Genomic DNA, 16,158 nt, shown 5'->3' on the forward strand with positions numbered 1-16,158 from the left:
TTGCCGCAGGTATCGTCGAAGACGGCCACGACAGCGGCACCGATGTCGGTGGGCGGTTGCGTGAACACAACGCCCCTGCCGGTCAGCCCGGCGTACTCGGCTGTTAGGCCGGACCCTCCGTTGTGCCGGCCCATCGTGTCTCTGCTGATTCGACGATGCTGAGCTTGGGCAGCTTAGCTACCCGTCCGTCTCCGGATGATCGCCCTCGGATACGGCGGTTGAGCCAAGGCAGCACGTAAAACCACCACCACTGTGCTTCTGTACGGAACGTTCGCGGAGGCCGTGTTCCCTCCAGTGCCGCATTCCAGGCATAAGCGCCTGGCAGACCCAACGCATCAGCCGCCCCCAGAGCGAGACGTTCGTGTCCCAGCTGGGAAAGATGGAGGCGGTCGAGAGCCCAGGCCCGGGGGTCTTCGAAGACTGTCCCCTCGGTGCTGGCGAGCGAGACGACACCCCACCGGTCGGACAGCTGCCGGTAGATGGCGTTCAGGCGTCGTCGGCGGACGCCGATAAGGCTTCCTGCCGGCGATACGCCCAACAGATCAGGGATCGGAACGAACATCACGTCGGTGCCTGATTCCCTGAACGGGGTGACCAATCCAGCAAGGCTGGCCTGGAGGGCGTCGAAGTCGACTCGCGGACGCAAGATGTCATTCATACCCGCCGTGATAGTGACGAGATCGGGAGCAAGGCTCAGTGCCTGGTTCAGCTGATGTTCGCGCACCTGGTCGGTCTTGTATCCGCGCACGGCAAGGTTCGCGTACTCGACGGGTCCGTGCTGAACGGTAAGCAGACCCGCGAGGCGGTCCGTCCATCCGCGCGGGGTTCCGTCCGGCCAGGGAAGGTCCCCAACCCCTTCGGACAAACTATCCCCGATCGCGATGTACCGATAACTCATAGTGGTTCCTTGGTCGGAAGGTTCGGACGTCATGCGGCCTTGCATCGGATCCCGGCGACGAGCCGGCCCGATCTGGCTCGAGGCGTGGAGTGGATACTCTTCGGACAGGCGCAGCACGCCCTCCCAGACTATGCCCTGGTCGGGGACATCGCGGCGGGTTCGAGCATCTGCTCCCTGGAGTACTGCAAGGCGACCATCACCACGGCGATGACGGGTGTGGCAAGAAACGCGCCAACGATGCCGAACAGCGACGCGCCGGCCGCCACTCCAGTGAGGACTACAGCTGGGTGGAGCCTGAGGGACCTACCGACCAGCAGCGGCTGCAGGACATTACTTTCGATCTGCTGCACGAGCAGGACGATGCCCAGCACAATCAGGGCTGTAACCCACCCCTCGGACAGGAGCGCCACGAGCGTCGCGAGGAGCCCGGTCGCGACGGCGCCGATCACCGGAAGGAATCCGCCGAAAAATATCAGCACCGCCAACGGCAGAGCAAGCGGGACCCCGAGGGCCCACAGCCCGACCCCGATGACCACGGCGTCCACGAGAGCTACTGCCGCCTGGGAGGACACGTATGCGGACAAGGTCTGCCAGCTCCTCGATGACACCCCTGCGGCATGGACGAACGCCGTGCCCGTCGTCCACCGCAGAAGCCAGTCGGAGAACCTGTCTCCGTCCTTGAGGCAGAAGAACGTCAGAATCAGCGTCAGCAGCACCGTCACCGTGATGGAACCGACCGTCTCGAGGCCTGTGAACAGCTGTGCCAGGATGTGGCCCAGGTTCTCCTGCGGCCAGATGAGCGCCGATTCGAGGAGCCCGTTGATGTCCGCCTCCGTGAACGACAACGACGCCGCGAACTCGTTCAGACTCCGAACGTTGTCCTTCGTGCGCATCGATAGTTCCCGCACCCCGTTCACGGACAAGGCGGCAGTCGCCCACCCCGCCCCGACCGCCGCACCCACCAGACCGACGATCGTGATGGCTGCGGCTGCCGCCGTGGGCAGGGCGCGACGCAGGAACTTTGTGACAGGCCAAAGTATCGACGACAGCAGCAGGGCCAGGATCAGCGGGAGTACGACCACCCACACTTTGAAAAGCAAGTAGCACACGCCGATAACCGCAGCCGCAATAATCAGGATCCGTCCCAGGATCGGAGTCGCCGCTCTCAGGGCCGAAAGCAGCGCTCCGCGGCGGATACGCCGTGGTGTCCTCCGGATCTCATCAGGACCGCATCTTCCTTCTCCGGCGGCTGCCATGATCAGGTCCTGCTGCTCGGCCATTTCTTTCCTTCAAGTGAAGTGGTGGACGCATTGTGCGTCACCGCAGTCACTTTATAGAGAGGTTCTAGGCAATTTCGTCCGCCAAATTGAGTACACGATGTACTCCCTTAGGACTATTTCCACCCCCTGACTGGTCACTTCCACCGGGGTGATGCCCGGCCGGTACCGGGGAGCCCGGGGGGACGCGACCGCGGGCCAGCATGAACGAAGCCCATCACCGGGATGGTGATGGGCTTCGTGGGACTGCTGGTTGGGTGTTACTTGGTGTTGTTAGTGGGTGCCAGGAAGGAGTTCAGGACCTTGACCAGTTCCTCGGGGGCCTGTTCCGCGACCCAGTGGCCGGCGCCGGGGATGACCGCGGTCTGCACCTGCGGGGCGGCTGGCTTGATGCCTTCGGCTGCGGCGGGTCCCCAGCTGTTTTCTCCACCGATCCCGAGGACGGGGATGGTCAGCGGGGTCTTGGCGCGCTCGGCGTTCTGGGCAAGGGTGGCGTCCCATTCACGGTAGAGCCCGAAGCTGGCGCGCAGGCTGTCCTTGTCGCGGTTGTACTGCTTGACGTAGTACTTGATCGCCCGTTCCGACAGCGTCTCCCCGCCGCCCTGGATCTTGAACTCGTAGCGGTAGAACGCGTCCGCGTTGCTGCGCACCAGGTCGATGATCAGCTCATCGTCGACCCGGTTGAAGGGGATGTGCCACAGGCGGTTGTTGGTGGCCTCGTCGAGGAACAGCGGCGGGCCCTGGGGGGTGATCCCGGGAGGGCCCGGGATCTCGGCGCCGGCGAAACGCTCGACCCGGTCGCGGTGGTCGGCGGCCAGGGCATAGCCAATGATGTACCCGGTGTCGTGTCCGACCACGGAGAACTTCTCATGGCCGAGTTCGGTCATCAGGGCGGCCAGGTCATCGGCAAGGGTGGCGGTGTCGTAGCCGTCAGTGGCTTTTTCGGTCAGGCCGATGCCGCGCTGGTCGACTGCGATCACGGTGTGGTCTTCGGCCAGCGGGCCCATCACCGAACGCCATGCGGAGGAGTCCTCCGGCCAGCCGTGCACCAGCAGAACCGCCGGGCCTTCCCCGCCGACCACCGCGTGCTGGCGGATGCCGTTGGCCTCGACGAATTTGCTCTCGAAGGTGTCGCTGAAGCCGGCAGGCAGCTTCTGCTGCCCACTGGTCACCCAGCTTTTCACTTCCGCCTTGGGCTCGGAGGCTCCGACGGAGACGGTGCCGACCACGAGCGCCGCGGCGATCGCGGCCGCGGCGCCTATCCACCGGCGGTGGGTCCGCCTGGCAGGACGCGATGACGCCGCGTGGAGATTTTCCTGATCTGGATTCGAAGCAGGGTTGTACATGGGGTCCCCTTTCATGAGACTCGCTGAAGGTAGGAGGTTTTCGTGGTCAGGCTTGGCGGTTAGACGCGGCCGGGGAAGCGGGTGGTGATTTCCTGGAGGATGAATTCGTTGCCCTCGGGATCGCTGAAGATGGCGAAGGAGAAGTAGCTGGCGCGCTCCGGGGCCAGGCCAGGGGTGCGTCCCTCGGTCCGGACGCTGGGAATGCCGCCCTGTGCTTCGTGGAAGACCTCGGTGATTTCGATGCCGCGGGAGGCGATGTCGGCGCGGGCGGCCTCGACGTCGTCGACGATCAGGTAGGTGCCGCGGGTCGAGCCGGGGGCGGCGTCGGTGAGGCCGTTGCTGATGATGAGGGAGGCGTGGGATCCGGTCGGGGTGTAGTGCACGGCGCGGAAGCCGCCCTCCCCTTGGATGTCCACATCGAGGCGCCAGTCGAGCTTGTCGTAGAACGCCTTGGCGCGGTCCACGTCCGCGACGGGCAGGATGATGAGTTCGAGCTTGTAATCCATGATTCTGTTCCTGACTGGTTGTGATGGGTGGTGCACATGGGCTGGTGGAACGTGGCCCGCAGGCTGTTCAATCCCGAATTCCGGTGATCCAGACCGTCGTCGCGATTGCGACTACACTCATAACCGAGCGCACTCATAAATTATTCCGGGATTAGCTGCGGCTCGGGGGGCCGGGCATTCACCGGATGGGAGTGCCCGCCGATCAGGCTGCGACCTGCCGGAGATGGGAGAATGATCCCGGTGCTTGCACTCCGCACGTATGCAACTAATCTCGAAACCGAGCGCACTCAGAAACTATCTCCGGAGGGTCCGTTATGTCTGTCGCCTCTCGGCCGCCTGGCCGGCGCGAACGGAACAAGCAGGAGAAGTTGGATCGGATCATCGCCGCTGCCAGCGAACTGTTCGCCAGGCATGGGGTGGACGACGTCACGACCCAGCAGATTGCCGATAAGGCCGATATCGGCACGGGAACCCTCTTCCTCTATGCCAGGAACAAGGGCGAACTCCTACTGCTGGTGGAAAACGCCATCTATGGGGCAGCGCTTGAGCGGGGCCGGGCGGATGCCGAGGCCGCCCCGAATGTATTGGAGGCGGCTCTCGCCATCGTGCGGCCCATCGTGGAGTGCAACCGCGCCCATGCCGGAAACGGCCGAACGTACCTGCGCGAGATGATCTTCGGGGACCCCAGCGAGCCGAACCACGGCGACGCCCTGGCCATCATCGCGGAAAGCGAAAAGATCCTCACTGCAGCGGTCCAAAGGGACGAGCGGTTCGGAGCGGACGACGCCGCAACCGTCGCCCGGATCATCTCCTCGGTCCTCTTTTTCAGCATGGCGGTCGGCACCAACGCCCCCCTCGGCGTCGAAGGGGTTATGCAGGATATCCGACGACACTTGGCCATCGTCCTGCATCGGTAGCGCCGTCACCGCACGGCCTGCGGCCGATGATGCGAGGATGGGACGGTGGAAGCCGAAAGTTCCTCGCCGCTGGCCCGCCGCACCGCCCTGACCAGATCCCGGCTTGCTCCGAACCCCGGGCCGATGAGCCTCGAGGGCACCAATTCGTATCTGATAGGTCCGGAAGACAGCGCGGGAGCGGCAGTGGTGGATCCCGGCCCGCTGGACGAACAGCACCTCCGCGCGCTCGCTGCCGGCCGTGTCCAACTCATCCTGATCACGCACCGCCACGCTGACCACACGGCCGGGGCCGCGCGCCTGCACGAACTGACGGGCGCACCCGTGCGCGCCGCCGACCCGAATCATTGCATCGAGGCACAGCCGCTGCAGGACGGCGAAGTCCTCTCGGTCGCCGGAACAGAAATGCGAGTGATGGCAACGCCGGGGCACACGTCGGATTCGGTGTGCTTACACCTGCCCTCCGACGGCCCGGCGGGCTCGGTCCTCACCGGTGACACCATTCTGGGCCGCGGAACAACGATGATTGACCATCCCGATGGCCGCCTCGGCGACTACCTTTCCTCACTGAACCGGCTCGAACCGCTCGGACCGGCCACTGTGCTGCCAGCCCACGGCCCGGTCCTGCCGGCACTCGACGCCGTCGTGCGCGCCTACCGCGCGCACCGCCTGGACCGCCTCGCGCAGATCCGCTCCGCCATCACCGGGCTTGGGCCGGATGCCGGAGTACGGGAGGTCACCGACGTCGTCTACGCCGATGCGGATCCCTCGGTGCGGCGGGCGGCCGAGAGCTCGGTGGCCGCCCAGCTGGAGTACCTCCGCACCGTGCTGTAACGACGTCCCGGATCCGGGCGGCGTCGACATTGGCCTGGAGAAAGTCAAGCACACATCCGAGATGCGCTCCCTAGGATAGGGAATGCAGCCGCGGACACGAATCGACGCGTCCGTCCAACAGCAAGGAGAACCATGGCTACCGTTCGCACAGCCCACACCGTCTGGAGTGGCGACCTCGCCTCAGGCTCGGGACAGGTCACCCTCGATTCCTCCGGCATCGGCACCTACGACGTCACCTGGAAGGCACGCGCTGAGCAGTCCGAGGGCAAGACCAGCCCTGAGGAGCTCATCGCCGCAGCTCACTCCGCCTGCTTCTCGATGGCCTTCAGCCACGCCCTGAGCGAGGAAGGCAAAACCCCGGAGCGCGTGGAAACCAAGGCGGAGGTCGACTTCCAGCCCGGCACCGGGATCACCGCCATCCGGCTCACGCTCGACGCCACCGTGCCCGGGATCTCGGAAGAGGATTTCCAGCGCCTCGCCGAGGCCGCCAAGGAGGGCTGCCCGGTCTCGCAGGCCCTTGCCGCCGTCAAGGACATCTCGCTGACAGCCACCCTGCACGGCTGACCCACCCCGCGCCGAGCCGTTCAGGAGGACCCCGGACACCACCGTTCCGGGGTCCTCCTGCCGTCAGTGCCAAGGGGCCCGGCGGAGTCCCGTGTCACCCGCGGCGCGGCGTGGCCCCCTACGGGGACGTCAACAATCTCACCTGCGTCCGCTGCCCCAGCGGCATCCTGAAGAAGCTCGCCCAGTAATTGAACAAGAGCTGACCCTCAACCGACCCGTCACCGACGCTGCTCGGGGCGGACACCGCGCAGCAGGCGTCAGTTGGCTGCCGATCCGACAGGCCCACGAAGGTCTGTCCCCGAGAGAATCCGCGCAAAGGATGCCCGCAGGCGGCTCTCGCACTCCCGGTTGGCCCCGAGGCGGTCCAGGCCCAGCAGGGCGGCGCCCACAATCGGCGCCGATCCGGTGGTATGCGCAGCGGCCAGCGGTGCGGCGCCCCGAAGACCACGACGGATCTCAGAGTGAAGGAGATCGTTCCCGCTGGTGAGCACGCCTCCACCGAGAACCACGGTGGTGGGCTTTTTCAGCAGCTCCAGCCGCCGCAGCGCGGCAAGGACGAGGACAACCACTTCCTCCGCCTGCCGCTCGACAATCCGGACTGCGACGGCGTCCCCTCCAGAGGCTGCCTGCAACACCACCGGAGCGAGCGTCCTCAGCTCGGCTGGGTCCAGCCGGCCATAGTGGAGGGCCTCGATGACGTCCTCGAGCGAGTCGGCACGAAACCGTTCCGTGATGAGGTGAACCAGCGAGGTGGGCTCGCCCCTGCCGTCGGCCGCCCGCGCCGCCCACCACAGAGCTTCGTCGCCCAGCTGCATCCCGCCGCCCCAGTCACCGGAAATCCGTCCGAGTGAGGGGAAGCGCGCCTGCCTGCCGTCCCGCGACACACCGACGCAGTTGATTCCCGCCCCGCAGACCACGGCCACCGCATCACGGTCATCGGTTCCGGCACGCAGGAGGGCGAACGTGTCGTTGTCCACGACGGTCTCGCGTGCCCAGCCCCTGGCGGCCAGTGCGTGCGTCAGCTCTGCCGTTTCGCCTGGCAGGTCAGCTCCGGCGAGATAGGCGCCGGCAGAGTCTGCCACACCCACAGCACCCTCGAAACCGGCCCGGGCGGCGGCTTCTGCGACGAGTCCGTCGAGGAGATCGGCGCAGCCGTCGATGCCCAGGAAGTGGGGTGAGGACCCGGGCCCCCGTACGTGCGCGAGAACCTCCCCGGAGGAAGCGATCAGCGCGACATCTGTCTTGCTGTTGCCACCGTCGATGGCCAGCACCGCCGCGTTCATCCTGCCCATGGCAGGTGCTGCCGGTTCGCGCTGAGCAACCGGTCGGTCAGCTGGTCGGCAAGGTCGATCTGCCCCACGAGGGGGTGGGCGAGCAGGGCGCGGAAGACGCGGTCCCGGCCGCCCTGCAGCGCGGCGTCCAGCGCCAGTTCCTCGTAGGCCGACACATGGGAAATCAATCCCGCATACAGCGCATCCACCGGTTCCACCTTCGCCGGGACAACGGCCCCGGACGTGATCCTTCCGGGCACCTCGATGACGGCCTCGGCCGGGAGGAACGGGAACGTTCCCTCATTGCGGACATTGACCACCTGGACGTCGCCGCGGTCGCTCATCAGTGAGGCGACCAGGTTGATGGCCGCCTCGGAGTAGAACGCTCCACCGCGCTCGGACAGCAGCGCGGGCTTCTCATCGAGGGACTCATCCGCATACATCCTCAGGAGCTGCCCTTCAATGTCCGCCACCCGCTGCCCGCGGGAGGACTCCCGGCGTTGCTCCCCAACCACAACATCATGCTGGTAAAAGTAGCGGAGGTAATAGGACGGGATGGAACCCAACCGCGTCAGGACACCTTCGGGAAGGTGCAGGTGCCCTGCGATGTCGGCCGCATGGCGATCGAGGAGCAGAGGCAGCTGGTCCACGCCGTCGAGGCGCACCGCCCGCTCCCAGGTCAGGTGGTTCAGGCCGACGTGGTCCAGCTCGACGCGCTCGGGGGAAACCTCGAGCAGCCGCGCGAAATATCTCTGCAGGCCGATGGCCACGTTGCAGAGGCCAACGGCGCGGTGGCCCGCGTCGAGCAGGGCGCGCGTCACGATGCCCACAGGGTTGGTGAAATCGACGATCCATGCACCCGGTGCGGCAAGCCGGCGCACCCTGTCCGCGACATCGAGCACCACGGGAACCGTGCGCAGCGCCTTCGCGAGGCCTCCGGCTCCCGTGGTTTCCTGTCCGAGGCAGCCGCAGTCAAGGGGCCAGGTCTCGTCGCCGATCCGGGCCGCCTGCCCTCCGACGCGCAGCTGGATCAGGACCACGTCGGAATCCGTCACGGCGGCATCGAGATCGGTGGTCGCGATTAGCTTCGCGGGGTGGCCACCTCGGGCGAGAATCCGCCGGGCCAAACCGGCAACCAGTTCCAGCCGTTCGGCGGCGGGATCGGTCAGCACCACTTCGTCGATCAACAGCGAGTCCCGAAGCCGGGATATGCCGTCGATCAGTTCGGGCGTGTAGGTCGAGCCTCCGCCGACGACCGTCATTCTCATCCTCAACCGCTCCTCACTGAACCCGCTCGCCAATGGGCCGGGATGATCGCACCATCGCACAACTTCGGATTGAACATCCTGCGGAGGCAGCCCGGTTCAGGAGTCTAGCCGACGCTCCAGGCGGGCGCGGCCAGACACTGCCTCGGGGCGCCCCCACTCCTCAACGCGTCCAGGAGGAGAACAACCGCTCTTCGGCGAGTGCAGGATTGGGCGTTTCACACCTCGAGATGCGGTAAGTTGTCGGCAGTTTGAAAGTCCGGGCCCGAACCGATCCTGCCCCGGCAAAGACGGGACCGCATGGCGCACGAGCGCTCGTCGTCTCCCGAAGGATGGAAGATCACCCGATGCCCGCTGCTGCCCGGAACACACCAGACCGCACCGCCAGGTTCGGCTTCGCCTTCATCGGCGTCCTGCTCATCGCAGTCAACCTTCGGGTGTCCTTCGTCAGCGTGGGACCGGTTCTCGGGAACATCAGCGCAGACCTTGAGCTCTCGAGTGCCGCAGCGGGATTCCTTACGGGCCTTCCCCTGATCGCTTTCGCCGTCTTCTCACCCGTGGCGCCCGGCTTCGCCGCCCGTCTGGGCCTGGACCGGGCGCTGTGGGTATCCCTGCTGCTCCTCGCCGCGGGCATCGTGCTCCGCTCCCTGCCCGTGCCCGGCTTCATCTGGGGAGGCACCGCCCTGATCGGCCTGGCCATCGCGTTCCTCAATGTCCTCGTGCCATCCCTCGTGAAGCGGGACTTCCCACGGAGGGTCAGCCAGGTCACCGGAAGCTACACCGCCACCCAGGCCGCCTTCGCCGCGGTCGGGGCGGCCGTCGTCGTTCCGGTGGCGCAGACGTCCCCGGCGGGGTGGCGGCTCGCCCTCGGAATCTGGGTGGGGCTGGCCCTCATCGCCCTGGCGGTGCTCCTGCCGTGGCTGCGCCGGCACGGGGCAGCCGCCGCGCACGCCACCGCGCCGCAGGCCCGTTTCCGCTCGCCCTGGGCTTCGGCCCTGGGCTGGCAGGTGACGGTCTTCATGGGACTGCAATCGATCGCCTTCTACGTCCTGATGGCCTGGCTTCCCACCATCGAACAAAGCCGGGGCGTCCCCGCCACCACGGCGGGTATCCACCTTTCCGTTTTCCTGCTGGTCAGCGTGTTCGCCAGCCTCGCCACCGGACGGATCCTGCACCGGGGACCGGATCAGCGGCTCGTAGCCTTCTCCACCAGCGCGCTCATGGTCGTGACCTTCCTCGGGCTCGCGCTGGCGCCGGGGCTCATCCTGCTGTGGGTCATTCTGGGCGCAATCGGATGCGGGGGCCTGATCGTCATCGCCCTGTCCCTCTTCAGCCTCCGCACCGTGAACTACCCGCAGGCAGCCTCGTTGTCCGGCATGGCGCAATCCTTCGGCTACGGTCTGGGAGCGGCGGGCCCGGTGATCTTCGGCGGCCTCCGTGATGTGAGCGGAGAGTGGACGCTTCCGCTCCTGGCCACCGCGGGCGTCATGGCTGTGCTCGCCGGAACCGGTGTGCTTGCCGGCCGCGACCGGGTGATCAGCGGCACCGAACGACCTGGACATTGATGAGCCTCCGCTGAATTTCTGCCGGCGGCGGCATCGCCACCGCCCAACGGAGCGTCCTAGACTTTCCGCATGGCGGTGCGCGGCGGATTCCCCATCCTTTCAACCCAGGACCTTGAGCGACTCGTGAGCTTCTACGAGTCAGCATTCGACGCCGAGCGCACATACGGGTACCCCGGGCCCGATGGAAACGACGTCTTCGTCTCCCTCCGCGTCGGAGGAGCCACCGTCGCGATCGCAGCCGACGAGGTGCCCACCGCCGCCGCCGACCGGATAGCACTCTGGTTCTACGTCGATGACGCCGATTCTGCCTACGAGCAGGCCCTTCGAGCCGGCGGCCAGGCGGTGAGGGGGCCCGCCGACATGCCGTGGGGCGAGCGGGTTGCCAGCATCAAAGACCCCGACGGTTTCCTGATCAGCATGGGCGCCGAAAAACGCAGCTCCCAGCACAGGTAAAGGTACAACCGTCGAGCGGCATGGTGGGAGGTACCGGAATCCGGCTGCCCGGCACTGCGGCGAACCCGGTATGCCGGCGGGCGGCGCTACACCGAGGCCGAGACGCGCTCCTCCCGTTTGCGGCCGGCGCGGGCGAGCAGGTAGAGCAGCGATCCGACCACCACGTAGGCGATGGCACCGAGCCAGATGATCCCGGACTGCTGGGCCAGCAGCACAATGCTGGCGATCATCGCGAGGATCGGCACGATCCGGGGAACCGAGAAGTGGGCGTGCTCCACCTTGTCCTTCTTGAGCACAAGCACGCTGACATTGGCCGACAGGAACACCAGGAGCAGCAGCAGCACGGTGGTCTCCGCCAGTGAGTTGACGTTTCCGACGAGGGTCAAAATGATCGTCAGGACGGCGACGACGATGATCGAGACAAAGGGCGTGCGCCGGTTCGGCAGCACCCGGCAGAACGCATCGGGAAGAAGCTTCGCTTCCGAGAGGCCGTAGCCGACCCGGCTGGCCATGACCATGAACAGCAGGGTGCCGTTGGCGATGGCGACCAGGGCGATCAGGCTGAACAGCCAGAGCGGGATCCCGACGCCGCTGGCCCGCACCACGTCGAGCAGCGGACCGGTGGAGTCGGCCAGTTCGGCCGGAGGCAGGACGATCACGGCACCGAGTGCGATCAGGAGGTAGACGACCGCCGCGGTGCCGATGGCTCCGAAGAGGGCCCGCGGGTAGGCCTTGGAGGGGTCGCGCACCTCCTCGGCCATGTTGGCGGCTGCCTCGAAGCCAAGGAAGGAGAAGAACGCAATGACGGACGCCGCGAAGGCGCCGCCCAGTGGCGACACATCCGGGGCGAATTCGAGCAGCCGGGCCGGTTCCCCGTCACCTCTACCGAGCACGATGGCGGCAACCACGATGACGAGCACGAGGCCGGTCACCTCGATGATTGACGCGATGAGGTTCGCGCCGAGCGATTCACGGACGCCGCGGAGGTTGATCAGCGTCAGCAGGATGATGAAGACCACCGCCGCCGGGCGCGCCGGCACGTCGATGAGCGCCGCCAGATAGTCGCCCGCGAAGGCGTTCGCCAGGGCTGCAGCCGTGGTGATGCCCGAGGCCATCATCAGGAATCCGACGAGAAAGGATACATAGGGAACTTTGAAGGCACGCTCGGCGTACCGTGCGGCTCCGCCGGCGTGCGGATACTTGGTGATGAGCTCCGCATAGGTCCCCGCTGTGAGGAGCGCCACGACCAGCGCGATGAGCAGCGGCAGCCAGATCACGCCCCCGACGTCGGCGGACATGGAACCCACGAGGGTGTAGATGCCCGCCCCGAGGGTATCCCCCACGATGAACGCGAACAGCAACGGGGCACCGACGGCCCGCTTCAGTCCGACGTGCTCACTCGGTGTCGCCGTGCCGGTTTTTTCACTCATCGCACCATTTGAATCCTTCCCCAGCGGGGACGCAAGAGACAGCACGGGATGGCCCTGCTTTAAGACCACTGGAACGGTCCCCCTGCCCGCAGGTGACCCGGCAGCGTGGCCCGGACCCGGAGTCCCGCCACCCAGCGAGTTACAGCCGTGGTACTGGGCCGGCTGGTCAACAAACGATAGGCTCACTCCATGGGCAGACCGCGTAAATTCCTCGAAACCGATGTCGTCCACTCCGCGGGCAAGGCCTTCTCCGACCACGGCTACGGAGGCACCACCCTCGAGGATCTGGTTGGAGCGACAGGCCTGGGCAAGCAGAGCCTGTACAACGCGTTCGGCGGCAAGCGGGAGCTCTTCCTGCGGGCACTGAGCTCCGACACCGCGGACGCCGTCGCGGCCCTGGACGAGGAACTGGGCGACTCGACTGCCACGCCGCTGGAACGGATCCGCGGCCATCTGATCAAACTGGCAATCACCCTCAGCGATGGCGGCGACAAGGGCGTGCTTTTCACCAAAGCCACAGTGGAACTGGCCGGCCGGGACGCCGACGTCACCCAAACTGCCCTCCAGGGCTTCCGCGATCTCGAGGGGATCTACCGCCAATGCATCATTGACGCGCAGGACGGCGGAGAGGTCGACGAGGCCGCCGATGCCACAGCGCTGGCATCCTTCTTTGTGGCCCTGACCCGCGGCATGGAGGTCCTGGGCGGCGCCGGCGTCAGCCGGACCGAACTCACGGCCGTCGCGTTGACCTCGATCAAGGTTCTTCCCGTGCTAGGAGAGGTGCCGGCCTAAGGCCCACCCGCCGCATCACTGACCCGGCCCGGTCCGCCCCCCACGGCGTCACCCGCCGGCGCCCCCGCCCGTCGAAGCCGCCGACCCGACCGCGGGTCCCAGGTGACCGGGCGGTCCTTCACCATGCCACAGTGCCTCCGTCGGTTCCTGCCGGCCGCTCCGCAGCCGATTGAGCGGCCGGACGGACCGGATTCCAGTTCTAACGTCTAGTTCGATTTGGATCCGTGAGAATTAAGAGTAGGATTATTCTCACGCCAAGAAACAAGTTCTAGCGTTACAAATCTGGAGGAACCATGACCCGCATGCCGCTCATTGAACTGGACCAGGCCTCAGGTGCCGCACAGGAGCTCCTGACCCAGGTGAAGAAGGGGATGGGTGCCGTACCCAACATGACCAAGGCCATGGCGAACAGCCCGGCAACCCTGAAGGGGTATCTGGCACTGTCCGGCGCCCTGGCCGGCGGCGTCCTCGGCCGAAAGACCCAGGAGCGCCTGGCCCTCAACCTCGCCCAGGCCAACGGGTGCGACTACTGCCTCTCGGCCCACACCTTCACCGCACCCCGCGTGGGACTCACGGAGCAGGACGTCCAGGACGCACGCCGCGGCACCGCTGCGGATGCCAAGTCCGACGCCATCCTCAAGTTCGCCGCCGCGGTTCTCGAGAGCCGCGGATCCGTATCCGAGCAGGACATCGCCGACGTCCGGACCGCCGGAGTTTCGGATGAGGAAATGGGCGAGATCGTGGCCAACATCGCGCTGAACGTCTTCACCAACTTCTTCAACAAGACCGCCGACGTCGACATCGACTTCCCGGTCGTCACCTCCGCCACCGTCTCCTAGATACCGGCGCCGGCGGCTCCTCCCCTCGGGGCGGGGCCATCGGCATTTCCGGTTCCACCGGCGCAGGGAAGCGTGCCGCCCCGGGCTCGAGCGGTCCGCGGTCCCTTCGCCGGGGACGGGGGACATGCGATCCTTTCCTGAGGGGACAAGGCACCGACCCCCTCCACGGGTTCCGGTGGACAGCGGCCGCACGCTAGCGGACCTTTACTGACGCTTCGCCGATGGGTGGGGCGCCGATCAATATCCCCAATCTCCTGAGGAGAACCACAATGACCACCCGTGTAGCAATCAATGGATTTGGACGCATCGGACGCAGCTATTTCAGGGCCGCCCTGGAGCAGGGCGCCCCCTTCGAGATCGTCGCCGTCAATGACCTCACCGACGCCGGGACACTGGCCCACCTGCTGCGCTACGACTCCGTCGTCGGTAAACTTCCCGTCCCGGTGGAGGTGAGCGGGGGTAATCTCATCGTCGGCGGGCACACCGTGCGCACCTTTGCGGAAAAGGATCCGGCGGCGCTGCCCTGGGCCGAGCTGGGCGTCGATATCGTCATCGAATCGACCGGCTTCTTCACCAAGGGCGCGGACGCCGGCAAGCACCTGAGCGCCGGCGCGAAGAAGGTCATCATCTCCGCTCCTGCCACCGATGAGGACGTGACCCTGCTGCTGGGAGTCAACGAAGGCGACTACGATCCGGCCAGGCACCACATCATCTCCAATGCTTCCTGCACCACGAACTCGGTCGGCACCCTGGCCCGGGTCCTGCATGAGGCGTTCGGCATTGAAAAGGCGCTGATGACGACGATCCATGCCTACACCGCGGACCAGAACCTGCAGGACGGACCGCACCGGGATCTTCGCCGGGCACGCGCCGCGGCCATCAACATCGTCCCGACCTCCACCGGCGCGGCGAAGGCCATCGGCGTCGTCATGCCCGAACTCAAGGGCAAGATCGATGGCTACGCGATGCGCGTCCCCGTACCAGTTGGCTCCGCCACCGACCTCACCGCGACGATCAGCCGCGAAGTCACGGCCGAGGAGGTCAACGCGGCCTATAAGGCTGCTGCCGAGTCGGGTCCGGTAAAGGGCTATCTGACGTACACCGAGGATCCGATTGTCTCCTCGGACATCGTGGGAGATCCCTCCTCGTCGATCTTCGACGCCGGGCTCACCAAAGTCATCGGCAACCAGGTGAAGGTTGTTGCCTGGTACGACAACGAGTGGGGCTTTTCCAACCGGATGGTGGACCTGACCAATCTGGTAGCCGATTCCCTGGCCTGATCGGGAAGAGCCATGGGGGCGCACGGCCCAGCGGCCGGCGTCCCCATGGCCTTCGGCAGAAACAGGCATGCTCCAGGTTCTGGCCGGGCGGCACCGAGAGGTCTACCCTCGGGAGCTATGAGCGAGGAATGCGTTTTCTGCGCCATTGGCGAGGGCCGGCTCGACGCCCTGGTGGTCGGTGAGAATCCAAGGGCGCTTGCCTTCCTGGACAGGCATCCCATCAGCGACGGCCATACGCTGGTAATACCGAAGCACCATTCGGAAAACTTCCTCGATATGCCGGCCGAGGACCGGGCGGCGGTCGCCGATCTTGCCCACGATGTTGCCCACAACCTCTCGCACACCCTGCCGCGCTTCGAGGGGTTCAACCTGTTGATGTCCAATGGGCAGGCTGCGGGCCAGACTGTCTTCCACACGCACCTGCATGTTTTCCCCCGCAGCGCCGGGGACGGGTACCACCTCGAGCAGAAGCCGCAGCGCGTGCCGTCGAACGAGGAACTCCGCGCCATACAGTCGTTGATCCTGGCGGGAGCACCTGCCCGCAGTGACGACTGACCCCCCCCCACCCGAGATCGGTGAGGTTGGGGTGGTCGGCTGGGCGCGGGCCGGACCGGTCCCAGTGGAACATCCGGTCGGCCTCGTCCAAGGCCTGGTCACCGATGCTCGCGTGCCGGTACCGCAGCAACCCGGGAATAGAATTTTCATCCCGTCGTTATTTTGACCGCAAAGTATAAAACTTGGGCCCTGGCCGGAAGATACATCGGCGGTACAGCGGGCCCTCCCCCAGATTGGAAGTCATGCGATTCATCAATGATCCGTCCACCGACCTGACCTATGCTGATGTGTTTTTGGTGCCCTCGGCCTCGGAGGTGGTTTCGCGTTTTGACGTGGATCTCTCCGCCGCTGATGGGACCGGTTCGACGA

At 66.1% G+C, this 16,158-nt stretch carries 16 protein-coding genes; 9 read left to right on the top strand and 7 right to left on the bottom strand.

The genetic code is table 11. The features are described from left to right. Window positions 1-103 precede the first annotated feature (103 nt). From GVV86_RS16685 to GVV86_RS16700, 4 genes are all read right to left on the bottom strand, one after another. A complete protein-coding gene (locus GVV86_RS16685; RefSeq protein ID WP_159620004.1) occupies window positions 104-898 on the bottom strand; it encodes an SGNH/GDSL hydrolase family protein in 795 nt (264 codons plus the stop codon). Between the two features lie 128 nt (window positions 899-1,026). Beyond that, a complete protein-coding gene (locus GVV86_RS16690) occupies window positions 1,027-2,178 on the bottom strand; it encodes an AI-2E family transporter (protein WP_159803444.1) in 1,152 nt (383 codons plus the stop codon). 257 nt (window positions 2,179-2,435) lie between these two features. Next, window positions 2,436-3,521, bottom strand: coding sequence for an alpha/beta fold hydrolase (locus tag GVV86_RS16695; protein WP_159803445.1), 1,086 nt, complete (start codon window positions 3,519-3,521; stop codon window positions 2,436-2,438). A gap of 59 nt (window positions 3,522-3,580) precedes the next feature. Then, complete coding sequence (locus tag GVV86_RS16700) at window positions 3,581-4,027, bottom strand: VOC family protein (protein WP_159803446.1); 447 nt, start codon at window positions 4,025-4,027, stop codon at window positions 3,581-3,583. A 314-nt stretch (window positions 4,028-4,341) separates the two neighbouring features. On the opposite strand from GVV86_RS16700, the gene GVV86_RS16705 reads away from it, so the two are divergent. From GVV86_RS16705 to GVV86_RS16715, 3 genes are all read left to right on the top strand, one after another. Then, on the top strand, window positions 4,342-4,944 hold the full coding sequence (locus GVV86_RS16705; RefSeq protein WP_159619996.1) for a TetR/AcrR family transcriptional regulator: 603 nt from the start codon (window positions 4,342-4,344) through the stop codon (window positions 4,942-4,944). Window positions 4,945-4,989: 45 nt separating this feature from the next. Beyond that, window positions 4,990-5,775, top strand: a complete 786-nt coding sequence (locus GVV86_RS16710) for an MBL fold metallo-hydrolase (protein ID WP_246670026.1) — start codon at window positions 4,990-4,992, stop codon at window positions 5,773-5,775. A 132-nt stretch (window positions 5,776-5,907) separates the two neighbouring features. Beyond that, window positions 5,908-6,339 (top strand): OsmC family protein, encoded by a 432-nt coding sequence (locus GVV86_RS16715; protein ID WP_159619994.1) that lies wholly within the window; start codon window positions 5,908-5,910, stop codon window positions 6,337-6,339. A 257-nt stretch (window positions 6,340-6,596) separates the two neighbouring features. On the opposite strand, the gene GVV86_RS16720 is transcribed toward GVV86_RS16715, so the two are convergent. Continuing rightward, entirely contained in the window at window positions 6,597-7,631 is a 1,035-nt protein-coding gene (locus GVV86_RS16720; RefSeq protein WP_159803447.1) for an N-acetylglucosamine kinase, read from the bottom strand. Further along, the gene (locus GVV86_RS16725) at window positions 7,619-8,878 is read right to left on the bottom strand and encodes a 6-phospho-beta-glucosidase (protein WP_159619990.1); all 1,260 of its coding nucleotides are present in this window, start codon (window positions 8,876-8,878) and stop codon (window positions 7,619-7,621) included. Before GVV86_RS16725 ends, GVV86_RS16720 begins: the two co-directional genes overlap by 13 nt. A gap of 344 nt (window positions 8,879-9,222) precedes the next feature. Here GVV86_RS16725 and GVV86_RS16730 point away from each other — a divergent pair, with 344 nt between their 5' ends. Then, the gene (locus GVV86_RS16730; RefSeq protein ID WP_159619989.1) at window positions 9,223-10,440 is read left to right on the top strand and encodes an MFS transporter; all 1,218 of its coding nucleotides are present in this window, start codon (window positions 9,223-9,225) and stop codon (window positions 10,438-10,440) included. Window positions 10,441-10,509: 69 nt separating this feature from the next. After that, the gene (locus GVV86_RS16735) at window positions 10,510-10,893 is read left to right on the top strand and encodes a VOC family protein (protein ID WP_159619988.1); all 384 of its coding nucleotides are present in this window, start codon (window positions 10,510-10,512) and stop codon (window positions 10,891-10,893) included. Window positions 10,894-10,979: 86 nt separating this feature from the next. Here GVV86_RS16735 and GVV86_RS16740 read toward each other — a convergent pair whose 3' ends face one another. Further along, window positions 10,980-12,323, bottom strand: coding sequence for an APC family permease (locus tag GVV86_RS16740; protein ID WP_159619987.1), 1,344 nt, complete (start codon window positions 12,321-12,323; stop codon window positions 10,980-10,982). 189 nt (window positions 12,324-12,512) lie between these two features. Here GVV86_RS16740 and GVV86_RS16745 point away from each other — a divergent pair, with 189 nt between their 5' ends. The 4 genes from GVV86_RS16745 to GVV86_RS16760 all read left to right on the top strand — a co-directional run bounded on the left by GVV86_RS16745 (window position 12,513) and on the right by GVV86_RS16760 (window position 15,789). Continuing rightward, a complete protein-coding gene (locus GVV86_RS16745) occupies window positions 12,513-13,115 on the top strand; it encodes a TetR/AcrR family transcriptional regulator (protein ID WP_159619986.1) in 603 nt (200 codons plus the stop codon). A gap of 293 nt (window positions 13,116-13,408) precedes the next feature. Next, window positions 13,409-13,954 (top strand): carboxymuconolactone decarboxylase family protein, encoded by a 546-nt coding sequence (locus GVV86_RS16750; RefSeq protein ID WP_159619985.1) that lies wholly within the window; start codon window positions 13,409-13,411, stop codon window positions 13,952-13,954. Between the two features lie 269 nt (window positions 13,955-14,223). After that, window positions 14,224-15,234 (top strand): type I glyceraldehyde-3-phosphate dehydrogenase, encoded by a 1,011-nt coding sequence (gene gap, locus GVV86_RS16755; protein ID WP_159803448.1) that lies wholly within the window; start codon window positions 14,224-14,226, stop codon window positions 15,232-15,234. Window positions 15,235-15,351: 117 nt separating this feature from the next. Further along, a complete protein-coding gene (locus tag GVV86_RS16760) occupies window positions 15,352-15,789 on the top strand; it encodes an HIT family protein (protein ID WP_159803449.1) in 438 nt (145 codons plus the stop codon). Window positions 15,790-16,158 lie beyond the last annotated feature (369 nt).

This window comes from Arthrobacter zhaoguopingii (assembly GCF_009828595.1).
Lineage (GTDB): Bacteria > Actinomycetota > Actinomycetes > Actinomycetales > Micrococcaceae > Arthrobacter_D > Arthrobacter_D zhaoguopingii.

Excerpts from the sequence above, each read along its gene's own strand:
- GVV86_RS16685 (WP_159620004.1), bottom strand. The coding sequence starts at position 898 with ATGAGTTATCGGTACATCGCGATCGGGGATAGTTTGTCCGAAGGGGTT.
- GVV86_RS16690 (WP_159803444.1), bottom strand. The coding sequence starts at position 2,178 with ATGGCCGAGCAGCAGGACCTGATCATGGCAGCCGCCGGAGAAGGAAGA.
- GVV86_RS16695 (WP_159803445.1), bottom strand. The coding sequence starts at position 3,521 with ATGTACAACCCTGCTTCGAATCCAGATCAGGAAAATCTCCACGCGGCG.
- GVV86_RS16700 (WP_159803446.1), bottom strand. The coding sequence starts at position 4,027 with ATGGATTACAAGCTCGAACTCATCATCCTGCCCGTCGCGGACGTGGAC.
- GVV86_RS16705 (WP_159619996.1), top strand. The coding sequence starts at position 4,342 with ATGTCTGTCGCCTCTCGGCCGCCTGGCCGGCGCGAACGGAACAAGCAG.
- GVV86_RS16715 (WP_159619994.1), top strand. The coding sequence starts at position 5,908 with ATGGCTACCGTTCGCACAGCCCACACCGTCTGGAGTGGCGACCTCGCC.
- GVV86_RS16720 (WP_159803447.1), bottom strand. The coding sequence starts at position 7,631 with ATGGGCAGGATGAACGCGGCGGTGCTGGCCATCGACGGTGGCAACAGC.
- GVV86_RS16725 (WP_159619990.1), bottom strand. The coding sequence starts at position 8,878 with ATGAGAATGACGGTCGTCGGCGGAGGCTCGACCTACACGCCCGAACTG.
- GVV86_RS16730 (WP_159619989.1), top strand. The coding sequence starts at position 9,223 with ATGCCCGCTGCTGCCCGGAACACACCAGACCGCACCGCCAGGTTCGGC.
- GVV86_RS16735 (WP_159619988.1), top strand. The coding sequence starts at position 10,510 with ATGGCGGTGCGCGGCGGATTCCCCATCCTTTCAACCCAGGACCTTGAG.
- GVV86_RS16740 (WP_159619987.1), bottom strand. The coding sequence starts at position 12,323 with ATGAGTGAAAAAACCGGCACGGCGACACCGAGTGAGCACGTCGGACTG.
- GVV86_RS16745 (WP_159619986.1), top strand. The coding sequence starts at position 12,513 with ATGGGCAGACCGCGTAAATTCCTCGAAACCGATGTCGTCCACTCCGCG.
- GVV86_RS16750 (WP_159619985.1), top strand. The coding sequence starts at position 13,409 with ATGACCCGCATGCCGCTCATTGAACTGGACCAGGCCTCAGGTGCCGCA.
- gap (WP_159803448.1), top strand. The coding sequence starts at position 14,224 with ATGACCACCCGTGTAGCAATCAATGGATTTGGACGCATCGGACGCAGC.
- GVV86_RS16760 (WP_159803449.1), top strand. The coding sequence starts at position 15,352 with ATGAGCGAGGAATGCGTTTTCTGCGCCATTGGCGAGGGCCGGCTCGAC.